This is a genomic window from Streptomyces niveus (genome assembly GCF_001723055.1).
GTDB lineage: Bacteria > Actinomycetota > Actinomycetes > Streptomycetales > Streptomycetaceae > Streptomyces > Streptomyces niveus.
Genome location: NZ_MDCR01000180.1, coordinates 1 through 16521, shown reverse-complemented (window position 1 = coordinate 16521; position 16521 = coordinate 1). Strand labels below are relative to the sequence as shown.

The 16521-nt window shown below is 71.2% G+C and carries 25 protein-coding genes; 16 read left to right on the top strand and 9 right to left on the bottom strand.

Annotation, left to right across the window (positions count from 1 at the left end; all coding sequences use genetic code 11):
* Positions 1 to 229: 229 nt before the first annotated feature.
* The 5 genes from BHU15_RS21530 to BHU15_RS21510 all read left to right on the top strand — a co-directional run bounded on the left by BHU15_RS21530 (position 230) and on the right by BHU15_RS21510 (position 2423).
* Entirely contained in the window at positions 230 to 1084 is an 855-nt protein-coding gene (locus BHU15_RS21530) for a helix-turn-helix domain-containing protein (RefSeq protein WP_023541157.1), read from the top strand.
* Between the two features lie 11 nt (positions 1085 to 1095).
* The gene (locus tag BHU15_RS21525) at positions 1096 to 1293 is read left to right on the top strand and encodes a DUF397 domain-containing protein (protein ID WP_069628698.1); all 198 of its coding nucleotides are present in this window, start codon (positions 1096 to 1098) and stop codon (positions 1291 to 1293) included.
* A gap of 24 nt (positions 1294 to 1317) precedes the next feature.
* The gene (locus BHU15_RS21520) at positions 1318 to 1521 is read left to right on the top strand and encodes a DUF397 domain-containing protein (RefSeq protein WP_069628697.1); all 204 of its coding nucleotides are present in this window, start codon (positions 1318 to 1320) and stop codon (positions 1519 to 1521) included.
* Positions 1522 to 1780: 259 nt separating this feature from the next.
* A complete protein-coding gene (locus tag BHU15_RS21515) occupies positions 1781 to 2161 on the top strand; it encodes a hypothetical protein (protein WP_069628696.1) in 381 nt (126 codons plus the stop codon).
* 61 nt (positions 2162 to 2222) lie between these two features.
* Positions 2223 to 2423: a DUF397 domain-containing protein gene (locus BHU15_RS21510; protein ID WP_069628695.1), complete on the top strand. Its 201-nt coding sequence runs from the start codon at positions 2223 to 2225 to the stop codon at positions 2421 to 2423.
* 39 nt (positions 2424 to 2462) lie between these two features.
* Here BHU15_RS21510 and BHU15_RS21505 read toward each other — a convergent pair whose 3' ends face one another.
* Both BHU15_RS21505 and BHU15_RS21500 read right to left on the bottom strand, forming a co-directional pair.
* Complete coding sequence (locus BHU15_RS21505) at positions 2463 to 3209, bottom strand: VOC family protein (RefSeq protein ID WP_069628694.1); 747 nt, start codon at positions 3207 to 3209, stop codon at positions 2463 to 2465.
* A gap of 23 nt (positions 3210 to 3232) precedes the next feature.
* The gene (locus BHU15_RS21500) at positions 3233 to 3733 is read right to left on the bottom strand and encodes a MarR family winged helix-turn-helix transcriptional regulator (protein ID WP_069628693.1); all 501 of its coding nucleotides are present in this window, start codon (positions 3731 to 3733) and stop codon (positions 3233 to 3235) included.
* Between the two features lie 89 nt (positions 3734 to 3822).
* Between BHU15_RS21500 and BHU15_RS21495 the strand changes: the two genes are divergently transcribed.
* The 6 genes from BHU15_RS21495 to BHU15_RS38455 all read left to right on the top strand — a co-directional run bounded on the left by BHU15_RS21495 (position 3823) and on the right by BHU15_RS38455 (position 7892).
* The gene (locus tag BHU15_RS21495; protein WP_069628692.1) at positions 3823 to 4929 is read left to right on the top strand and encodes an epoxide hydrolase family protein; all 1107 of its coding nucleotides are present in this window, start codon (positions 3823 to 3825) and stop codon (positions 4927 to 4929) included.
* 89 nt (positions 4930 to 5018) lie between these two features.
* On the top strand, positions 5019 to 5366 hold the full coding sequence (locus BHU15_RS21490) for a PadR family transcriptional regulator (RefSeq protein ID WP_069628691.1): 348 nt from the start codon (positions 5019 to 5021) through the stop codon (positions 5364 to 5366).
* Positions 5363 to 6307 (top strand): hypothetical protein, encoded by a 945-nt coding sequence (locus BHU15_RS21485; RefSeq protein WP_069628690.1) that lies wholly within the window; start codon positions 5363 to 5365, stop codon positions 6305 to 6307. Before BHU15_RS21490 ends, BHU15_RS21485 begins: the two co-directional genes overlap by 4 nt.
* 135 nt (positions 6308 to 6442) lie before the next feature.
* The gene (locus BHU15_RS21480) at positions 6443 to 7348 is read left to right on the top strand and encodes a DUF4184 family protein (RefSeq protein WP_069628689.1); all 906 of its coding nucleotides are present in this window, start codon (positions 6443 to 6445) and stop codon (positions 7346 to 7348) included.
* 72 nt (positions 7349 to 7420) lie between these two features.
* On the top strand, positions 7421 to 7699 hold the full coding sequence (locus BHU15_RS21475) for a DUF6400 family protein (RefSeq protein WP_079128283.1): 279 nt from the start codon (positions 7421 to 7423) through the stop codon (positions 7697 to 7699).
* Positions 7683 to 7892, top strand: a complete 210-nt coding sequence (locus BHU15_RS38455; protein WP_079128281.1) for a hypothetical protein — start codon at positions 7683 to 7685, stop codon at positions 7890 to 7892. The genes BHU15_RS21475 and BHU15_RS38455 overlap by 17 nt, the downstream gene beginning before the upstream one ends.
* A 26-nt stretch (positions 7893 to 7918) precedes the next feature.
* On the opposite strand, the gene BHU15_RS21470 is transcribed toward BHU15_RS38455, so the two are convergent.
* Together BHU15_RS21470 and BHU15_RS21465 are read right to left on the bottom strand one after the other, a co-directional pair.
* Positions 7919 to 8464: a YciI family protein gene (locus BHU15_RS21470; RefSeq protein WP_069628687.1), complete on the bottom strand. Its 546-nt coding sequence runs from the start codon at positions 8462 to 8464 to the stop codon at positions 7919 to 7921.
* A gap of 30 nt (positions 8465 to 8494) precedes the next feature.
* The gene (locus BHU15_RS21465; protein ID WP_247748459.1) at positions 8495 to 8875 is read right to left on the bottom strand and encodes a nuclear transport factor 2 family protein; all 381 of its coding nucleotides are present in this window, start codon (positions 8873 to 8875) and stop codon (positions 8495 to 8497) included.
* A gap of 87 nt (positions 8876 to 8962) precedes the next feature.
* Here BHU15_RS21465 and BHU15_RS21460 point away from each other — a divergent pair, with 87 nt between their 5' ends.
* Genes BHU15_RS21460 through BHU15_RS21450 form a run of 3 tightly spaced genes read left to right on the top strand, consistent with a single transcriptional unit; the run spans position 8963 to position 10914 of the window.
* Positions 8963 to 9766 carry a helix-turn-helix domain-containing protein gene (locus BHU15_RS21460; protein ID WP_069628686.1) on the top strand — a complete coding sequence of 268 codons (804 nt, stop codon included), beginning with the start codon at positions 8963 to 8965 and terminating at the stop codon, positions 9764 to 9766.
* A gap of 42 nt (positions 9767 to 9808) precedes the next feature.
* Positions 9809 to 10414: a DinB family protein gene (locus tag BHU15_RS21455; protein ID WP_023541142.1), complete on the top strand. Its 606-nt coding sequence runs from the start codon at positions 9809 to 9811 to the stop codon at positions 10412 to 10414.
* The gene (locus BHU15_RS21450; RefSeq protein ID WP_069628685.1) at positions 10411 to 10914 is read left to right on the top strand and encodes a hypothetical protein; all 504 of its coding nucleotides are present in this window, start codon (positions 10411 to 10413) and stop codon (positions 10912 to 10914) included. The genes BHU15_RS21455 and BHU15_RS21450 overlap by 4 nt, the downstream gene beginning before the upstream one ends.
* 13 nt (positions 10915 to 10927) lie before the next feature.
* Here the strand turns inward: BHU15_RS21450 and BHU15_RS21445 are convergent, their stop codons facing one another.
* Positions 10928 to 11632 (bottom strand): alpha/beta fold hydrolase, encoded by a 705-nt coding sequence (locus tag BHU15_RS21445; protein ID WP_069628684.1) that lies wholly within the window; start codon positions 11630 to 11632, stop codon positions 10928 to 10930.
* A 104-nt stretch (positions 11633 to 11736) separates the two neighbouring features.
* On the opposite strand from BHU15_RS21445, the gene BHU15_RS21440 reads away from it, so the two are divergent.
* Together BHU15_RS21440 and BHU15_RS21435 are read left to right on the top strand one after the other, a co-directional pair.
* Positions 11737 to 12534 carry a hypothetical protein gene (locus BHU15_RS21440; protein WP_135065591.1) on the top strand — a complete coding sequence of 266 codons (798 nt, stop codon included), beginning with the start codon at positions 11737 to 11739 and terminating at the stop codon, positions 12532 to 12534.
* Positions 12535 to 12546: 12 nt separating this feature from the next.
* Positions 12547 to 13077, top strand: coding sequence for a GNAT family N-acetyltransferase (locus BHU15_RS21435; RefSeq protein WP_069628682.1), 531 nt, complete (start codon positions 12547 to 12549; stop codon positions 13075 to 13077).
* 9 nt (positions 13078 to 13086) lie between these two features.
* Here the strand turns inward: BHU15_RS21435 and BHU15_RS21430 are convergent, their stop codons facing one another.
* From BHU15_RS21430 to BHU15_RS21415, 4 genes are all read right to left on the bottom strand, one after another.
* Entirely contained in the window at positions 13087 to 13869 is a 783-nt protein-coding gene (locus tag BHU15_RS21430; RefSeq protein WP_069628681.1) for a hypothetical protein, read from the bottom strand.
* Entirely contained in the window at positions 13866 to 14792 is a 927-nt protein-coding gene (locus BHU15_RS21425; RefSeq protein ID WP_069628680.1) for a 4-(cytidine 5'-diphospho)-2-C-methyl-D-erythritol kinase, read from the bottom strand. The genes BHU15_RS21430 and BHU15_RS21425 overlap by 4 nt, the downstream gene beginning before the upstream one ends.
* Positions 14789 to 15676 carry a 16S rRNA (adenine(1518)-N(6)/adenine(1519)-N(6))-dimethyltransferase RsmA gene (gene rsmA / locus BHU15_RS21420; RefSeq protein ID WP_069628679.1) on the bottom strand — a complete coding sequence of 296 codons (888 nt, stop codon included), beginning with the start codon at positions 15674 to 15676 and terminating at the stop codon, positions 14789 to 14791. Before rsmA ends, BHU15_RS21425 begins: the two co-directional genes overlap by 4 nt.
* The coding region (locus BHU15_RS21415; RefSeq protein WP_069628678.1) for a resuscitation-promoting factor at positions 15673 to 16521 on the bottom strand (849 nt) is incomplete at its 5' end. The genes rsmA and BHU15_RS21415, both read right to left, overlap by 4 nt.

Sequence of the window (16521 nt, the reverse complement as noted above, 5' to 3'; positions counted from 1 at the left end):
GCTGGGGGCATGTCGGGGTCTCCCTACGCGGGGCTGGGTGCGCGAAGCTCGCCATGCGTGGCAATGGCCGCCGAAGCGGCTGCACTTCGGTCTTACTGGCAGGCGGGCGCCTGCCATGACCTTAGAGTTAATACTTGCACCGGTGCAACCCTGCACTGCGAGATAGTGATAGCCGGTGGACCCGTGACGCCGTTACGGGCGACACTGGGCGCAAACAGGGAAGGTAGCCATGCCGCCAAGAGACAACCCGACCGCCCGCCAGACGCGCCTTGGCTGCGAGTTGCGGAAACTTCGCGACCGCGCGGGCAAGACGGCTCGCGAAGCGGCCGGTCTGCTCTCGACGGATCAAGCCAGGATCAGTCACATCGAGGCAGGTCGGATCGGGATCAGCGAGGAGCGCATTCGTCGGCTCTTCGTCTACTACTCCTGCAACGATGCCGCACTGCTTGATGCCTTGTGCGCCATCTCACGGGAACACCGGGGCGAGTTCTGGTGGGACGAGTACCGCGGCGTCCTGGCTCCCGACTTCCTCAACATCGCCGAGCTGGAGCACCACGCGGTTGAGTTGCGATACCTGCAAGCCGTAACCCTTCCGGGCCTGTTGCAGACGGATGACTACGCGCGAGCGCTGTTTTCCGTAGCGATCCCGCGATTGCCGTCCGACGAAATCCAGGCGCGCGTGGATCACCGCATGAGGCGGCAGTCCGTCCTCGACCGCGAGAGTCCTCCGGACTGCGAGGTCATCGTGCACGAGGCCGCACTCCGGATGCGCCCCGGCGGACGGGCCGTCGCCCGTAAGCAGCTTGAGCACCTACTCGAAGCGTCCGAGCGGCCGACGGTGATGATCCGAGTCATCCCCTTCGCCAGCGAACACTTCGTTGACGTCACTCACACCACCCTTTACGCGGGCGGAGTCGTTCCACAGCTCGACACCGTTCACATCGACAGTCCGTTTGTCGGCCTCTTCCTCAACGCCGCGGCCGACCTGGAAGCACACCGAACGCAGCTCGACCTTGCCGAGCAGGCTTCCCTGGAGCCTGATGAGTCGCGCAGCTTCATCCACCACATCGCACGAGATCTTTGAGAGACGCAGGCATGAACCCACAAATCAACTGGCAGAAGTCGTCATTCTCGGGGTCGGGCGCACAATGCGTCGAGATCGCCGAGCACAACGGCGACATCCTCATGCGCGAGAGCGACGACCCGAGCACAATCACGACCACCAGCCGAGACAAGTTCGCCGCATTCATCGCAGGCGTCAAAGCAGGCGAGTTCGACCACTTCACCAACTGACCACCCCCGTCAGGAGGCAGAGGCGTGAGCGGAAACATCACGTGGCAGAAGTCGTCCTTCTCCGGACCCGACAACAACCAGAACTGCGTCGAACTGGCCGAAGCCGACGGCCAGATCCTCCTCCGCGAGAGCGACGCACCCGGCACCATCATCACCACCGACCGCGCCAAGCTCCGCGCCTTCTTGCTGGGCGTAAAAGCCGGCGAGTTCGACCACCTCGTCGGCTGACCGGCCCCGGCCTGCGGCAAGAGCCCTTCCGTCACCTGACGGGAGGGCTCTCGTCGTACGCCCCGCAAGCATGCCCCGGTGCACACTTGCCACCAACCTCCGTGTGACGCTACGGTCACTACGCGTCGCACCGATCACGGCCACCTCGGCAAGGCCGTGCCCAGCGGCGACGCCTGAAGGGTCACCCCCTGCCCACCCGCTCTTCATGCCGGCGGCCACGGCAGGGGGTGATCGCGCCACGCCGGCGGAAGGCCCACCCATGCACCCACCCGCAGCTTCGCCATGCCCGGAGACGGAGATCCACTACTGGTGCGAGCGCGTCACGTACCGTTCACTCGGCGCCGCGGGCTCGGACATCGAGAAGGTCGAGCGCCACTCGGCAAGCACCCCCGCCGAGGCGATTCGTCAGATCCGGTCATCCGTCCGCACCCTCGCGTCCACGCTCCCACCCAACGAGCACAGACGCGCCCTCAGTTGGGCCGAAGGCGGCGGCTGTGTCGGAGCCGTCGCGGCCCTGCACCGGGGCGAGCCCTGCGGGTTCTCGCTCAGCGACCGGGGCTCATGGGTGGAGTGGACCGTGCACCCCTACCACGTGTTCCACACCCAAGAGGCGCGCCAACTCCCCCTCGTGGCGCATTGAACGCAACCCGCATTAAACGCAACCCACGCACCACACCATCGACAGAACGCGAGCCACCACCATGACCAGCCCCATCACCTGGCAGAAGTCCTCCTTCTCAGGTTCCGACGGCGAGATCCAGTGCGTCGAACTGGCCCACGTCGACGGCCGGATCCTCCTCCGCGAGAGCGAGGCGCCCGACGCGATCGTCACCACCGACCCCGCCAAGCTCCGCGCCTTCATCGCGGGCGTGAAGGCCGGCGAGTTCGACCACCTGATCTGATGTGAGAGGGCGACGCGCGTACGACGTGCGCGCGTCGCGTCAGGACGGGCCGCCGAGGACGCAGAACTCGTGGCCCTCCGGGTCGCTCAGGCACGTCCAGCGGACGTCGCCCTGGCCGAGGTCGAGGTCCGTCGCGCCCAGGGCGCGCACGCGGTCCGCCTCCGCCGCCGCGGGCTGGCCGCGGTACGGCAGCAGGTCGATGTGGACGCGGTCCGGCACCGTCTTCGGGTCGGACGAGCGGAGGAACTCCAGGTACGGGCCCACTCCTTGGGAGGAGCGCAGCACCGCGTGGTCGTCGGTCACCTCGCGCAGCGTCCAGTCCGTCGCCTCGTCCCAGAAACGGGCCATCGCCCGCGGATCCACGCAGTCGACCACCACCGCGGCGATCGGCCCGGTGTCCCGGTAGGTCTCCCGGGGCTCCAGCACGCAGAACTCGTTGCCCTCCGGGTCGGCGAGCACCGTCCACGGCACGTCGCCCTGGCCCACGTCGGCGGGTGTCGCGCCGAGGGACTTCAGGCGTTCGACCAACTCCGCCTGGTGGGCGAGGGAGGTGGTGGCGAGGTCGATGTGGACACGGTTCTTCGTCGCCGACTTGGGCTCCGGGACCTTGACGACGTCGACGCACAGGGCAGCCGCGTCCGGCCAGACGAAGTCGCCGGTGGGTTCGACGTTGGACACACCCGGTGCCTCGCTGGAGAGGCCCCAGCCGAGCGCCTCCGCCCAGAAGCGGCCGATCGCCGAGTTGTCGAGTGCCTTGATGTTCACCTGAACAGGTCGCAGTGCCATGTCGGCGATCCTACGCAGAGGACTCAGCGCCGGTTGTGGTGATCGAGCACCCTGGACAGATAGTCGGTGAACCGGCGGCGCTCCTCCGGTGACAGCGGCGCCAGCAGTTCGTCCTGGGCCTCGGCCAGCGGCTTCTCCAGCCGCCGCAGTTGCCGCTCACCCTCTCCGGTCAGCGAGATGACGTTGCGCCGCCGGTCGGCGGGGTCCGGGGCGCGCTCGATCAGTTCGCGGTCGGCGAGTTCGTTGAGCGCCCCGACCGTGTCGCTGACGTGGATGCCGGTACGGCGGCTGAGCCCGGCCTGGCTGGAGGGGCCGAACTCCGCGAGCGTCGCCAGCAGTCGGTAGTGGTAGCCGCGGGCGCCGGCGGCCGAGAACGCGTCGGTCACCAGGCGGTGCGCGTGGTGGGCGGTCTGGGTGAGCAGCCAGCTGGGCAGGCCCCGCCACGCGGCGGGCGCCTCCTCGGGCGGGTTCTCGGACGGACGCTCGGACAGCCCCTCGGACGGGCTCTGCGGTGCGTTCTTCATGGGACGAGTCTAGCTAATCGTTGGACACACCTACGATTATGCTAGCGTTAGCTTCACTAACGTTTGTCACCCAAACATTTGGAGCACCGATGAATGCCTCCGGACCCGGGACCGCGATCAAGCCCTTCCGCATCGCCGTCCCCCAGGCCGACCTCGACGACCTGGCCGACCGTCTCTCCCGTACCCGCTGGCCCAACGAGGTCGCCGACGCCGGCTGGGACTACGGCTTCCCACTGGCACGCCTCAAGGAGCTGGCCGAGCACTGGCGTACCGGCTACGACTGGCGCGAGCACGAGGCCAGACTCAACGAGCTTCCGCACCTCACCACCGAGATCGACGGTCAGAACATCCACTTCGTCCACGTCCGGTCCCCGAAGCCGGACGCACTCGCGCTGGTCCTCACCCACGGCTGGCCCGGTTCGTTCCTGGAGTTCCTCGATGTGATCGAGCCGCTGTCGCGGGACTTCCATCTGGTGATCCCGTCCATACCGGGCTTCGGCTTCTCCGGGCCGACCCACGAACGCGGCTGGGACATCGTCCGGATCGCGGAGGCGTGGGCCGAGCTGATGCGCCGGCTCGGGTACGAGCGCTACGGCGCGCAGGGCGGCGACTTCGGCTCGGGCATCTCGACGGCGCTCGGTACGGTGGCGCCCGAGCGCGTGGTCGGGGTGCACGTCAACTACCTGCCGACCAGGCCCGATCCGGACGCCGGCGTGGAGCTGTCCGCGACGGACGAGGCCCGTCTGGACGTGGTCAGACGACTGATGGCGAACCGTCCGCCGTACCAGGCGCTCCAGGTCCTCACCCCGCAGACCATCGGCTACGCGCTGACGGACTCGCCGGTCGGCCAACTGGCGTGGATCGCGGAGCGCTTCGCCAACTGGACCGATCCGCGTACGCCGGTCGGTGACGACCGGATGCTCACGGACATCTCGCTGTACTGGCTGACCGCCACGGCGGCCTCGTCGGCGCGGCTGCACCACGACGCGACGCTGCGCCCCGTCGCCCGGTGCGCGGTGCCGATGGGCGTGGCGGTGTTCGCGTACGACATCACCCAGTCGGTACGACCCCTGGCCGAGCGGCTGTACGACATCAGGCACTGGTCGGAGTTCGACCGGGGCGGCCACTTCGCGGCGATGGAGGTGCCGGAACTGCTGGCCGGGGACATCCGGGAGTTCTTCCTCGGGCGTCACTGACAAGTCTCGGGCGTCACTGATGGGTCTCGGACGTTGCTGACCGGTCTCGGGCGTTGTTGATGCGTCGCCCGGCGGCATATGTTGGCCGGATGACTGAGCGTGTGCTGCAGGAGCCGACCCTTCTGGTGCTGACCGCCCTGGCGGACGCGCCCCGGCACGGCTACGCCATCGCGCAGGAGGTGAAAACCCTCTCGGGCGACCGGGTCGTCCTGCGGACCGGCACGCTCTACGGCGCCCTCGACCGGCTGTTGAAGGACGGGCTGATCGACGTGCACCGGGAGGAGATCGTCGACGGGCGGGCCCGCAAGGTCTACGCGCTGGCGCCGCTCGGGCGGGAACGGCTCGCCGCCGAGGCGGAACGGATGGCGGCGACGGCCCGGGAAGCCAGCCGGCGGCTGGGAATCACCCGGGCCGGGGGGACGGTGGCGGAGACGTGATCGGGCTGATTCTGCGCCTGTACCCGCCGCGCTACCGCCAGGACCTCGGCGAGGAGATCCTCGCCGTCTACCGGCTGACCGCCGCGGACGCGTCTCGTACGGACAGGTTCCGGGAGGCCGCCGGCATCGCCGCCCACGCGGTACGGATGAGGCTGGGGCTCAGCTCCGCGACGGCGGCCGGCCGGTTGCTGGCGAGCGCGGCGCCGTACGCGGTGGGCGCGGCGGCTGCCGGCTGCGGCGTGCACGTGACCCGCTGGTACGCCGGGGTGGTCGCCTCGCCCTCCCCCGTACACCTCTCCCTCCTCTCCGCCGACACGTGGACCGCGCTCCTGCTCGCGTCGGCGCTGGTCGTCGTCGGGGCGATCACGGCACTGACCGGGCGGTGGCACGGCGGCGTGATCGCGGTCGCGGCCGGGCTGTCCGGGCTGGCCGCCGCCACTGTCGTCAGCGGCGCCGCGTTCGGCGACCCGGTCGTCACCCCGGCCATGGCGCTGCTCACCGCTCTGATCGTGCTCGCCTGCCCACCTGATCTGCGGCCGGGGCCCCGCGCGTGCGCGGCGGCGGGTGCGACGGCCGCCGTCGCGTGGCTGCCGCTGGTCGCCGTCCAGGCCCATGTCCTGCCGTTCAGCACCGACTACGGCCTGTGGCCCCTGCTGGTCCTGGCGGCCACCGGGCTCGTACTGGCTCTGCGGTCGAAGTCGCCGGGGCTCAAGGAGGCGGCGGCGATGACCGTGGCCTGCCCGCCGTTCCTCGCGTACGCCTACACCGGGGGCTGGGACGTGTCGCTTCCGGTTCTGGCGATCGGCGCGGCCGTGCCGCTGGCCGGGGCGATGGCGGCGTACGCGTACCACCTCGTACGCCGGGCCGGCCGGGCCGGCCGGGCCGGCCGGGCCGGCCGGGCCGAGCGGGCCGAGCGGGCCGAGCGGGCCGACCTGCGCTGAAGCCACCTATCGCCATCTCCTTGGCAGAACCGGGGCTTCATAGTCAGTTGGCCGACATATACACTCGGGGAGCATATCCAGTTGCCCGACTCGTGAGGCTTCACCACCCCACGTCGATACGGAGGTGGCCTCCCGATGCCGTTCACGCTGTCCCATCCCGCCGCCGTCCTGCCGCTGCTCCGCTCCCCGTTCTGCCCGGCCGCCCTGGTCTGTGGAGCCCTGGCGCCGGACGCGCCGTACTTCCTCAGCGGCGCGGGCATACCGGTCAGCGCCCAGTCCTGGTACGAGCCCTTCCTCAACGCCACGTACTCCCACACGCTGCCCGGCCTGACCGTGGCGCTGCCGTTCACGCTGGCCCTGCTGGCGCTGTACGGGCTGACGCGCCGCCCGGTCGCCGCGCTGCTGCCGCCGCGACTCGCCGGAGCGGGCGTCCCGCGCCGTACGGGCGGCTACCCCCGCCGGGCGGGCTGGGTGCTGCTGTCCGCCCTCATCGGGGTCCTGACCCACCTGGCGTGGGACTCCTTCACGCACTACGACGGCTACGTGGTCACCCATCTGAGCTTCCTGCGCTCCCAGGTGGCGGGCGATCTGACGGTGGCGCGGGTGATCCAGCACGTGAGTACGGTCGGGGGCCTGGCCGCCATCGCCGTACACCTGTGGCGCCGCCCGCGCCCGGCCACCTCATCGGCCGGGCTCCCGCCGGCGATCCGCCGGAGCGTCGTCGCCGCACTGACGGCCGCCACGCTCGTCGGCGCCGCGGCCAGCCTCCAGACGCTGGAGACCTACCGGGGCGGCCCCGGCGCGACCACCCCTGCCACGACCCAGGCGGTCGCGGAAGGGATCCTCGCGGACTCGGCCATCGGCGGCGGCACCGCGCTGGCCTGCGCGCTCGCGCTGTACGCCGCCGCCTGGTGGGCCGTGAAGTGCGTCACAGCCCAGAGGGCGCCCCGCGGGCCTCGCGCCCGTAACGACCCATCCCCGTCCGCCGATCCGAGCGGGCACACCGCCGGGAGCGGCCGGGAGCGGTCAGGGACGACTTAGGTAACCCTTCCCTGCTGACGTGGGTCCCTGGTACAGATGGTGATGTTCCAGCGTCACAGCGAAAGTCTCGCCATGAATCAGGACAACAGCACCGAGGGCGTCACCGACGGCGCCCCCGACGACCTCATACCCTTCACGATCGACCTCACCTTCGAGGAGGCCCGGCGCCGGGCCGAGGTCGTCACCGCGCTCGGTCCCGAGTGGGACCCCGTGGCCGCCATGCGGGGCGAGGACGAGGCGTACGCGCTGCTCTACTCGGGCCTCGACGCGGAGCAGCAGCGCACCTACGACATGCTGGTCGCGGCAGGTGTCCTGCCCGGGGACGGGCCGGGCCGTGCGCCTGCCCATTGATCCGCAGGCGGACGCCTCCCGGCGCGCCTGGGTGGCCTGCCCCGTCTGCGACGACGCCCGGCACTGCGCGACGTGCGCGAGCCCGCGCAACTGCGGTGAGCACTGGCGCTATCTGATCGCCAACAGCGGGCCCGTCCTCCACCTCCAGTGCCCGCGGTGCACGCACGCCTGGTCGCTGAACACCCGCCCCTGACGGCTGTCCTCTTACTACGGCCCGTCCTACGACCGCCCGCCGAACTGCCAGCGGTGCACCTCGATCTCGGCGTACCCCTCCGGGGTCAGTACGGCGCGGGCCGCCGCCGCGTCCGGGGCGCGGAGCAGCGCCGCCGTACCCAGCCAGGCCGTGCCGTCGTCCGACAGCAGCGGCCCGTACGCGATCAACTCGCCCCGGTCGGACGGCACTTCGAGGTCGACGGCCGGGCCGGCGCCGAGGCCCAGCACCAGGTAACGGTTGCCGTCCTCGGGGCCGCCGGGGAACTCCCACATGGTGCGCCCCAGCGCGTTGCGCCAGCGGCGCAGCGACACGTCGCGGTACACACCGGCCTGGTAGCCGGGCTCGTCGAAGGCGAACGCGCGGGCGGCGGCGGTGGTCGGCAGGTCGAGGATGTGGACGCTGCCGGTGGGGGTGCCGTCGGCGGCGAGGGTCGGGCCGCGGGCGATCATCTCCTTCGCGTAGCCGTCCATGTACGACCAGTGCGCCTCCAGCAGTTCGTCGCGCAGCGCGAGGGAGCCGGAACGGTCGCGGTGGTAACAGAAGTACTCCATCTCCTCAGTCTGCCTCCTCGGTCAGCCGGATCAGAGGGTGGCCACCGGGTTCGGTGCGTTCGGCGGGATCTGTTCCACGATCTCCCAGCGCTCGGCGATCAGTCCGTCCTGGATACGGAAGATGTCGGCCACCGCGATGTCGAGCGCGCCGTCGGGCAGGGACCGCCGGGAGAACATCGTCACGTGGTCGCCCTCCGCGACGAGCCGGCGGATGTCGACGCGCAGCTCGGCGAGGGGAAGCTTGCGCGCCTCCTCGATCCACTCCGCTTTCGTGGTGGTCCGGAAGGGCAGTCCGTGGTCCGCGTAGTCGTCGCGCAGGAGGGGCGCGACGCCGTCAAGGTCGCCGGCGCCGTACAGCTTAAGGCAGTTGAGGACGAGGTCCTTGTTGTCGTTGCTCACGTCGTTGCTCATGCGTCGGAGTCTGGCGACGCGGACGGGACCTGTCGATGAACTCGCGGTTCATGGACCGTGCCGGGCCGCGCGGCTAGGGTCGGCGCCGTGGAGACGGTGGGCGGCCTGCTGCGCGGGTGGCGGCACGGCAGACAGTTGAGCCAGCTCGATCTGGCGCTGGCGGCGGGCGTCTCGCCGAGGTACGTCAGCCTCGTCGAGACGGGCCGCTCCCGGCCGAGCGCCGACATGGTGCTGCGCCTCGCGGCGCGGCTGGAGGTACCGCTTCGGCACCGCAACCGGCTGCTGGTGGCGGCCGGTTTCGCGCCGAGGTACCGCGAACGCCCCCTCGACGAGCCGGACATGTCGGCGGTGCGCGACGCCGTAAGCAGGGTGCTGCGCGCGCACGAGCCGTACCCGGCGCTGGTCATGGACGGCCGGTGGAACGTGGTGATGACCAACGCCCCGGTCGACCACTTCCTCGCGTACGTCGACCCCGAACTGCTGGTCCCGCCGCTCAACATGGTCCGCCTGGGCCTCGACCCCCGCGGCCTCGCCTCCCGGATCGTCAACCTCGCCGAGGTCCGCTCGTTCCTGCGCGCCCGCCTGTCCCGGCAGATCGCGAGAACCGGGGATCCGGCGGTGGCGGCGCTGTACGACGAGTTCTTCGCGGCGGACGGGCCGGACGGGCAGCGTCCGCCACCGGAGTCGGAGGTGGCGACTCCGATGATCTTCCGCTTCCAGGAGGGGGAGTTGAGCCTGTTCTCGACCATCACGACGTTCGGAACGCCCCAGGACATCACGCTGGACGAGATCTCGATCGAGTCCTACTACCCGTCGGACGCGGCGAGCGCGGAGCTGCTGCGCGGCCTCGCCGACGCGGGTGCCGACGCGGGTGCCGACGCGACGCCGTAAAGACGAGGCAGGGTGTCAGTGCCCGGTGGAACACTGTGCGACATGGTCGAACTGAACGCGAAGGCGGACCTTCTCCGCTATCTGCAAGCATCCCGTGACGCCCTGCTCTGGAAGCTCGACGGGCTGTCGGAGTACGACGTCCGCCGCCCCCTGACACCCACGGGGACCAACCTGCTGGGGCTGGTCAAGCACACGGCCGGGGTGGAGATCGGGTATTTCGGGGAGGTGTTCGGGCGGCCGTTCTTCGAGGTGGGGCGGGTGCCGGGGTGGTACGGGGACGAGGCCGAGGCCAACGCGGACATGTGGGCCACGGTGGACGAGTCGCGCGAGGAGATCGTGGGGCTGTACCGACGGGTGTGGGCGCACTCGGACCGTACGATCGACGAACTGGCCCTCGGCGCGGGCGGTCATGTCGCGTGGTGGCGGGAGGGGCAGCGGGACGTGACGCTGCACCGCGTCCTGGTGCATGTGATCGCCGAGACCGACCGGCACGCCGGTCACGCCGACATCGTGCGGGAGCTGATCGACGGGAACGCCGGGCTGCGTAAGGGCAACGAGAATCTGCCCTGGGACGAGCGGACCGCGTGGGAGACCCACCACCGCCGGCTGGAGAACGCGGCACGGGAAGCGGGCGAAGCGGGTCGGTGAGTCTCAGCGCTCTGGTACGTGCCGAGTTGGACCGGCACGACTGGGACAGCCTGCGGTGCGGCTGCGGCGAGCCCGCCGGGCATGTGCCGATGATGTTCGAGGCGATCATCGAGGCCGGGACGCCGGGTGACATGGCCGGGTACACCCTGGCCAACCACCTCGAACGGGAAACGAACCTCTTCGAGGCCTCGGTCCCCGCGGTCGGGGTGCTCCTCGCCGCGCTGGCCGGCGACCTGTCGCCCTTGGCACGGGCCGAGTTCCTGACCACCCTGTGGCGCCTGACGAGCGGCGACTCCCAGCTCGGCGACGAGTGCCGTGCCAGGTGCCGTGAGGGGTTCTGGGTGGTGGGGTGGATCGGACTGACGGGCAGCGCGGAGGAGGCGGAGACGGTGGCGGACATCGTGGAGTTCATCGACCTGGACGAGGAACGGTCCGCGTACTACCAGTCGCTGCTACGGGAACGGACACGGGCGAAAACAAAGCGCCACCGGGTGGTGTGACGCCCCCATGGGTTCATGGGTTCATGGTCGCGTTGAGCAGGATCCTGGCCAGCTCGTGCGGCTCGGAGAGCATCGGCCAGTGGCCCGTGTTCAGCTCCTCCAGGCGCCAGTGCTCGCTCTTCAGCAGCTCCGCCACGTCGGGGCTCGGTTCCGGCCAGTCCAGCAGGCATTTGATGTACGTCGCCGGGAGGGCGCCGAGGGGGCGCTCCAGCCTGGCCGGTTCGGTCAGGGTCGCGCCCGGGTGCGGGGTCGCGCCGGTGACGATGCGGCTGATCTGCTCGTCGGTGAGGCCCTGCCCCGCGTACTCCTCCGCGGTGAGGGGTGCCCAGAAGCCGCCGTGCTCCGCGATCGACGCCTCGACCGCCGCCCGGCCGTCGGGCCAGGCGGAGACGAACGACTCCCCGTCCGCCGGCACGTTGGAGTCGACGAACACCACGCGCGCGAGCCGGTCACCGATCCGCTCGGCGGCCTGGCCGACGGGGATGCCGGAGTAGCTGTGCCCGACCAGAACGACGTCACGCAGGTCGAGCCGCTCGACGGCGTCCACGATGTCCTGGACGTGCGTCTGCTGCCCGACGGGCTCATCCCGCCGCTTCTCGGCAAGACCGGACAACGTGAGCGCGTGCGCGCCCTGCCCGGCGGCCCGCAGATCGGCCACCACCTCGTCCCACGCCCACGAGCCCAGCCACGCGCCTGCCACGAGTACGAATTGCGTCATGCCCGGAATCTAACCCAGGGGTCTGACAACCGAGCCGGGGATAACGTTCACGCCAGGCAGGTTCGCAGGCCAGTTCACAGGCAAGGCAAGAGAGGCGTGTCGGGGTGGGGAAGCGAAGACGGCGTACGGCGGTGCTGTGCGCGATGTTGGTGGGTGTGGGCATGACCGGGATATCCGGCTGTGGTGATTCCGCAGAGGAGCCCGCGAAGGGGTCGGGGAAGGGCGGGACCGAGGTCCGGCGGATGTCCGCGGCGCTGGAGACGCTGAAGGGGTACGACACGGTCCGCGTGGACGGACACTTCGCGTCGATCGGCGGAGTGGACATCCACGCGGATCGGAAGGGCAACTGCGTCGGCACCGTCGAATACATGGGGCAGGGCACAGCGGAGGTCATCCACTCGGGCGGCGAGCGGGTGTGGTCCCGGTACGACGACGCGACACTGGCGAGTTGGCGCGGGCTCGCCGAGCAGATCGGCCCGGACGCTCTCGCCCTCCACGACAAGGTCGCGAAGAAGACCCGGGGGAAGTACGTCGTGTCGTCGGCGTCCGAGATGAAGGACGACCCGCTGCTGAGTCTGTGCGATCTGGACAGGGCCTTCGCGGATGTGCCCGATTCGGTGAGCAAGGTCAAGTCGCGTAATCCCCAGACCAAGGACGGCAAGCGGATCGTGGGGCTGGTGGAGCAGCCGGAGGGCGACGAGGCAACCGTCTACGTGCCGGTGACGGGGGCCCCCGTGCCGCTGCGCATCGAGTTCGAGATCGACGACGAGCCCGTCAGACTCGACATCCTGGACGCCGGCAAGCCCGTGCGGATCACCCCTCCCCCGGCCTCCGAGACCGTGCCGTCCGCCGAGGCGACGGGCCTGTTCCCGGAGATCCCCGAGCACATGCAAGGCGAATAGGAGCGCACCGCGTTGACCGTCGAACTCCGCGTCGATCCCACCCCCGCCGGGCACCCCGCGCTCGACCTGCGGCCCTGGGACGACAGCGACGTCCGGCCGCTGATCGACGTCTACCGGGACCCGGTGCTCCGGCGGTGGACCCGGTTGCCCGTCACGGGAGTTGAGGACGCGCTGCGATGGCTGGAGGTCCAGCGGGACGGGTGGCGGTCCGGGGAGCGGTTCAGTTTCGCCGTGCTCGAAGAGGGGCGGCTCGTCGGCAACGTCGCCCTCAAGCGGGGCGCCGCCCACCGCGCGGAGGTCGGCTACTGGACGGCCGCCGGGGCCCGCGGGCGGGGAATCGCCCCGCGCGCGCTGGAGGCCCTGACCGGGTGGGCGTTCGACGCCCTCCCGGGGGTCACCCGCCTCGAACTGCTCCACCAGGTCGACAACACGGCCTCCTGCCGAGTCGCGCAGAAGACGGGCTACACCTACCGCCGCACCCTCCCCGCCCGCCCGCCGTTCCCGCTGGACGGGCACGAGCACGTACGGGAGGCCCCCCGGTAGAGCGGCGCATCAGTCCTCGTACGGAAGCGGGACCGCCGTGAGTACGGTTCCGCCGTGGGCGCGGCCGAAGCGGCATTCCTCCGGGAACTGGAAGATCACCTGCGCGCAGCCGTCCACGCCGCGGAAGTCGGCCAGGGCCCCGTCGTCGGGGAGAGTCTCGGCCACGGACCGGACGACCGGGTCGGCGCTCGCCCTCGCTTCGGCGGCGGAGACCGGAAGCACGTCGGGCCCGGACCGTTCGGGCTCCCGCCAGCTCTCGGCGAAGGCGGAATTCAGCTTCGTCACGTCCCCGTCCGCCTCGCGGACGGCGTCGCGCAGGCATTCGGCCGTACGCCGTGCCCAGGCGGGCAGTGAATCGGCCAGGCGCCGCGTGTCGTTGTCGTCCGAGAAAGTGAACACCGGCCCCCAGGTGCTGGTTTCACCGTCGCCGCCCGCGCTGACATCGACGTAGACGAAGCCGCCCGCCGAGTCGAGATGAACGAAGTGGTGGGTTCCGGGGCCGCCGGCCCGCTCCACGTACCAACTGCCGTCCCCGCCGCCGGGGGCCTTGCCCTCGTTGAGCGGTTCGTCGAAGTCGATGTCCGTGAAGAGGTAGCCGCCGTCGGTCCTGGACCGGCCGAAGGCGATCCGGATGCCGCCCACCGCGCGCAGCAGTACGCGGATCTCCTCCGGCACCGGCGCCGCCCAGGTGTCCATCCGGGCGTCGGACAAGCCGGGGCGCAGCTCCACCAGGCCGTCGGACTCCTCCGCCGTCTCCCGGAGCAGACCGATCAGCGACTGTGTCCCGCTCACCCGTTCACCCGATCCTGCGACGACACCACCCGCGCCCCCGCCGCCGGCGACGAAGTCACCCTCGCCGTACGGCAGTTGCCCGACGTCAGCAGGGCGTCGGCCACCGTCGTCGCCGACTCCTCGTCCTTCGTCAGGAACGCCGTCGTCGGGCCCGAGCCCGAGACCAGGGCCGCCAGTGCGCCCGCCGACGTGCCCGTGGTGAGCGTCGTCGCCAGGGAGGGGCGCAGGGAGAGGGCCGCGGGCTGGAGGTCGTTGGTGAGGGTGGGGGCCAGGGCGGTCGGGTCGCCCGTGCGCAGGGCCGTGAGCAGGGCCGGGTCGGCGGTGGGGGGCGGGACGTCGGTGCCCGAGGTGAGGCGGTCGAACTCCGCGTACACAGCCGGGGTCGACAGGCCGCCGTCGGCGACCGCGAACACCCAGTGGAACGTGCCACCGACGTCCAGCGGCGTCAGCCGCTCGCCGCGGCCGACGCCGAGCGCCGCGCCGCCCAGCAGGCTGAACGGTACGTCGCTGCCCAACTCCGCGCAGATGGCGAGCAGTTCGGCCTCGGACGACCCCAGTGACCAGAGCGCGTCGCAGGCGAGCAGCGCGCCCGCGCCGTCCGCGCTGCCGCCGGCCATGCCGCCCGCGACGGGGATGTCCTTGTCGATGTGGATGTGGACGCGCGGGTCGATGCCGTGCCGCCCGGCCAGCGCGAGGGCCGCCCGCGCCGCGAGGTTCGTGGTGTCCAGCGGGACCTGGTGGGCGTCGGGGCCGGCGCAGGTGACGCGCAGTTCGTCGGCCGGGGTGACGGTGATCTCGTCGTAGAGGCCCACCGCCAGAAAGACGTTGGCCAGGTCGTGGAAGCCGTCGGGGCGCGCGGCGCCCACCGCCAGCTGGACGTTGACCTTGGCCGGGACCCGTACGGTCACCTCGCTGCCGCTCACGCGTGCTCCCCCTTCGACTCCGCGATACGTGCGAACTCCTCCACCGTCAGCGACTCCCCTCGTGCCTGCGGCGAGATCCCCGCCGCCACCAGTGCCGTCTCCGCCGCCGGCGCCGACCCGGCCCAGCCCGCGAGCGCCGCACGCAGTGTCTTGCGGCGCTGCGCGAAGGCCGCGTCCACGACCGCGAAGACCTCGGTGCGTGACGCGGTGGTGGTGAGCGGCTTCGGGCGCCGTACGAGCGAGACGAGGCCCGAGTCGACGTTCGGCGCGGGCCAGAACACGTTACGGCCGATGGCGCCGGCGCGCTTGACCTCCGCGTACCAGTTGGCCTTCACCGACGGGACGCCGTACACCTTGTTGCCCGGCGCCGCCGCCAGCCGGTCGGCGACCTCCGCCTGGACCATGATCAGGGTGCGCTCGATCGTCGGGAAGTGCTCCAGCATGTGCAGCAGGACGGGGACGGCGACGTTGTACGGGAGGTTCGCCACGAGCGCCGTGGGCGTGGGTCCCGGCAGTTCGCGTACCTGCATCGCGTCCGCGTGCACCAGCGAGAAGTGATCCGCGCGGGCCGGCATCCGGGCCTCGACGGTGCGGGGCAGGGCGGCGGCGAGGATGTCGTCGATCTCGACGGCCGTCACATGCTCGGCGGCCTCCAGCAGCGCCAGCGTCAGCGAGCCGAGCCCGGGGCCCACCTCCACGACCACGTCGTCCGGGCGTACGCCGGCGGTACGGACGATCCGGCGGACGGTGTTGGCGTCGATGACGAAGTTCTGGCCGCGCTGCTTCGTGGGGCGTACGCCGAGGGCCGCGGCCAGCTCGCGGATGTCCGCGGGGCCGAGGAGGGCGCTGAAGGCGTCGGGGTCGGGGGGCTCTGTGGTGCTCACCCGTGCAGCCTACGGCCGCAGTGCGGCCACGGACTCGCCCCCCTTTGCACATAGAGCTTCTTCGCCCGCATCGTCTGCTCGCCCGCCGACGCGTCCTGCGGCCGTCCGCTGCCGCCGAGGGACTGCCAGGTGCCGGTGTCGAACTGGTAGAGCCCCCCGTACGTCCCCGAGGGGTCCACCGCGTCCGGCCGGCCGCCCGACTCGCAGGCGGCGAGGGCGGACCAGTTGAGGCCGTCGGCGCCCGCGACGGAGGCCGGGCGCTGCTTCGTACCGACCCTGACACGCTGGGTGACGGGCGCGCGGACGATCCTGTCGGCGATCTCGCGCGGCTTCTGCTTGACGCCGTTGACGGCGCGTACGGCGTACGTGAGGCGGCGCGTGCCCGGCTCGCCCTGGCGGGTGACGACCTCGGTGCCGGTGAAGAGCGTGGGGTCGGGGGTGCGTTCGGTGTCGTACGGGACGGCCTCGTCGCGGACGATCTCGTCGCGGGTGATCCGCATCACGGTGATCGTCTGGCCGTCGCGCGGGAAGCTGTCGGGCCGCACCGAGGTGGTGTCCTCGCCGCGCAGGGTGAGCCCGGCGTGGGCGAGGGCCTCGTACACGGTCGCGGCGTTCGTACGGAGGGTGTGTTCGCGTCCGTCGGCCATGAAGGTGACGGTGCGCTCCGTCAGGACGTCGAGGGCCAGGCCGCTGCGGGGGATCGCGGAGGAGCGCGAGACGGACATGAGGGCGCCCTCCGCGCGTACGCCGAGCTGGCGCAGCGCCCCGTCGACGGTGTCGGCGGTCGTCCAGATCTGGCGGCGCCGGCCGTCGAGCGTGAGCATGACGGGGCGCTGCGCCAGCTC

What these genes read in the sequence shown, in the direction of transcription:
- BHU15_RS21530 (WP_023541157.1), top strand. Translation starts at nt 230, where the DNA reads ATGCCGCCAAGAGACAACCCGACCGCCCGCCAGACGCGCCTTGGCTGC.
- BHU15_RS21525 (WP_069628698.1), top strand. Translation starts at nt 1,096, where the DNA reads ATGAACCCACAAATCAACTGGCAGAAGTCGTCATTCTCGGGGTCGGGC.
- BHU15_RS21515 (WP_069628696.1), top strand. Translation starts at nt 1,781, where the DNA reads ATGCACCCACCCGCAGCTTCGCCATGCCCGGAGACGGAGATCCACTAC.
- BHU15_RS21510 (WP_069628695.1), top strand. Translation starts at nt 2,223, where the DNA reads ATGACCAGCCCCATCACCTGGCAGAAGTCCTCCTTCTCAGGTTCCGAC.
- BHU15_RS21505 (WP_069628694.1), bottom strand. Translation starts at nt 3,209, where the DNA reads ATGGCACTGCGACCTGTTCAGGTGAACATCAAGGCACTCGACAACTCG.
- BHU15_RS21500 (WP_069628693.1), bottom strand. Translation starts at nt 3,733, where the DNA reads ATGAAGAACGCACCGCAGAGCCCGTCCGAGGGGCTGTCCGAGCGTCCG.
- BHU15_RS21495 (WP_069628692.1), top strand. Translation starts at nt 3,823, where the DNA reads ATGAATGCCTCCGGACCCGGGACCGCGATCAAGCCCTTCCGCATCGCC.
- BHU15_RS21490 (WP_069628691.1), top strand. Translation starts at nt 5,019, where the DNA reads ATGACTGAGCGTGTGCTGCAGGAGCCGACCCTTCTGGTGCTGACCGCC.
- BHU15_RS21480 (WP_069628689.1), top strand. Translation starts at nt 6,443, where the DNA reads ATGCCGTTCACGCTGTCCCATCCCGCCGCCGTCCTGCCGCTGCTCCGC.
- BHU15_RS21475 (WP_079128283.1), top strand. Translation starts at nt 7,421, where the DNA reads ATGAATCAGGACAACAGCACCGAGGGCGTCACCGACGGCGCCCCCGAC.
- BHU15_RS21470 (WP_069628687.1), bottom strand. Translation starts at nt 8,464, where the DNA reads ATGGAGTACTTCTGTTACCACCGCGACCGTTCCGGCTCCCTCGCGCTG.
- BHU15_RS21465 (WP_247748459.1), bottom strand. Translation starts at nt 8,875, where the DNA reads ATGAGCAACGACGTGAGCAACGACAACAAGGACCTCGTCCTCAACTGC.
- BHU15_RS21455 (WP_023541142.1), top strand. Translation starts at nt 9,809, where the DNA reads ATGGTCGAACTGAACGCGAAGGCGGACCTTCTCCGCTATCTGCAAGCA.
- BHU15_RS21445 (WP_069628684.1), bottom strand. Translation starts at nt 11,632, where the DNA reads ATGACGCAATTCGTACTCGTGGCAGGCGCGTGGCTGGGCTCGTGGGCG.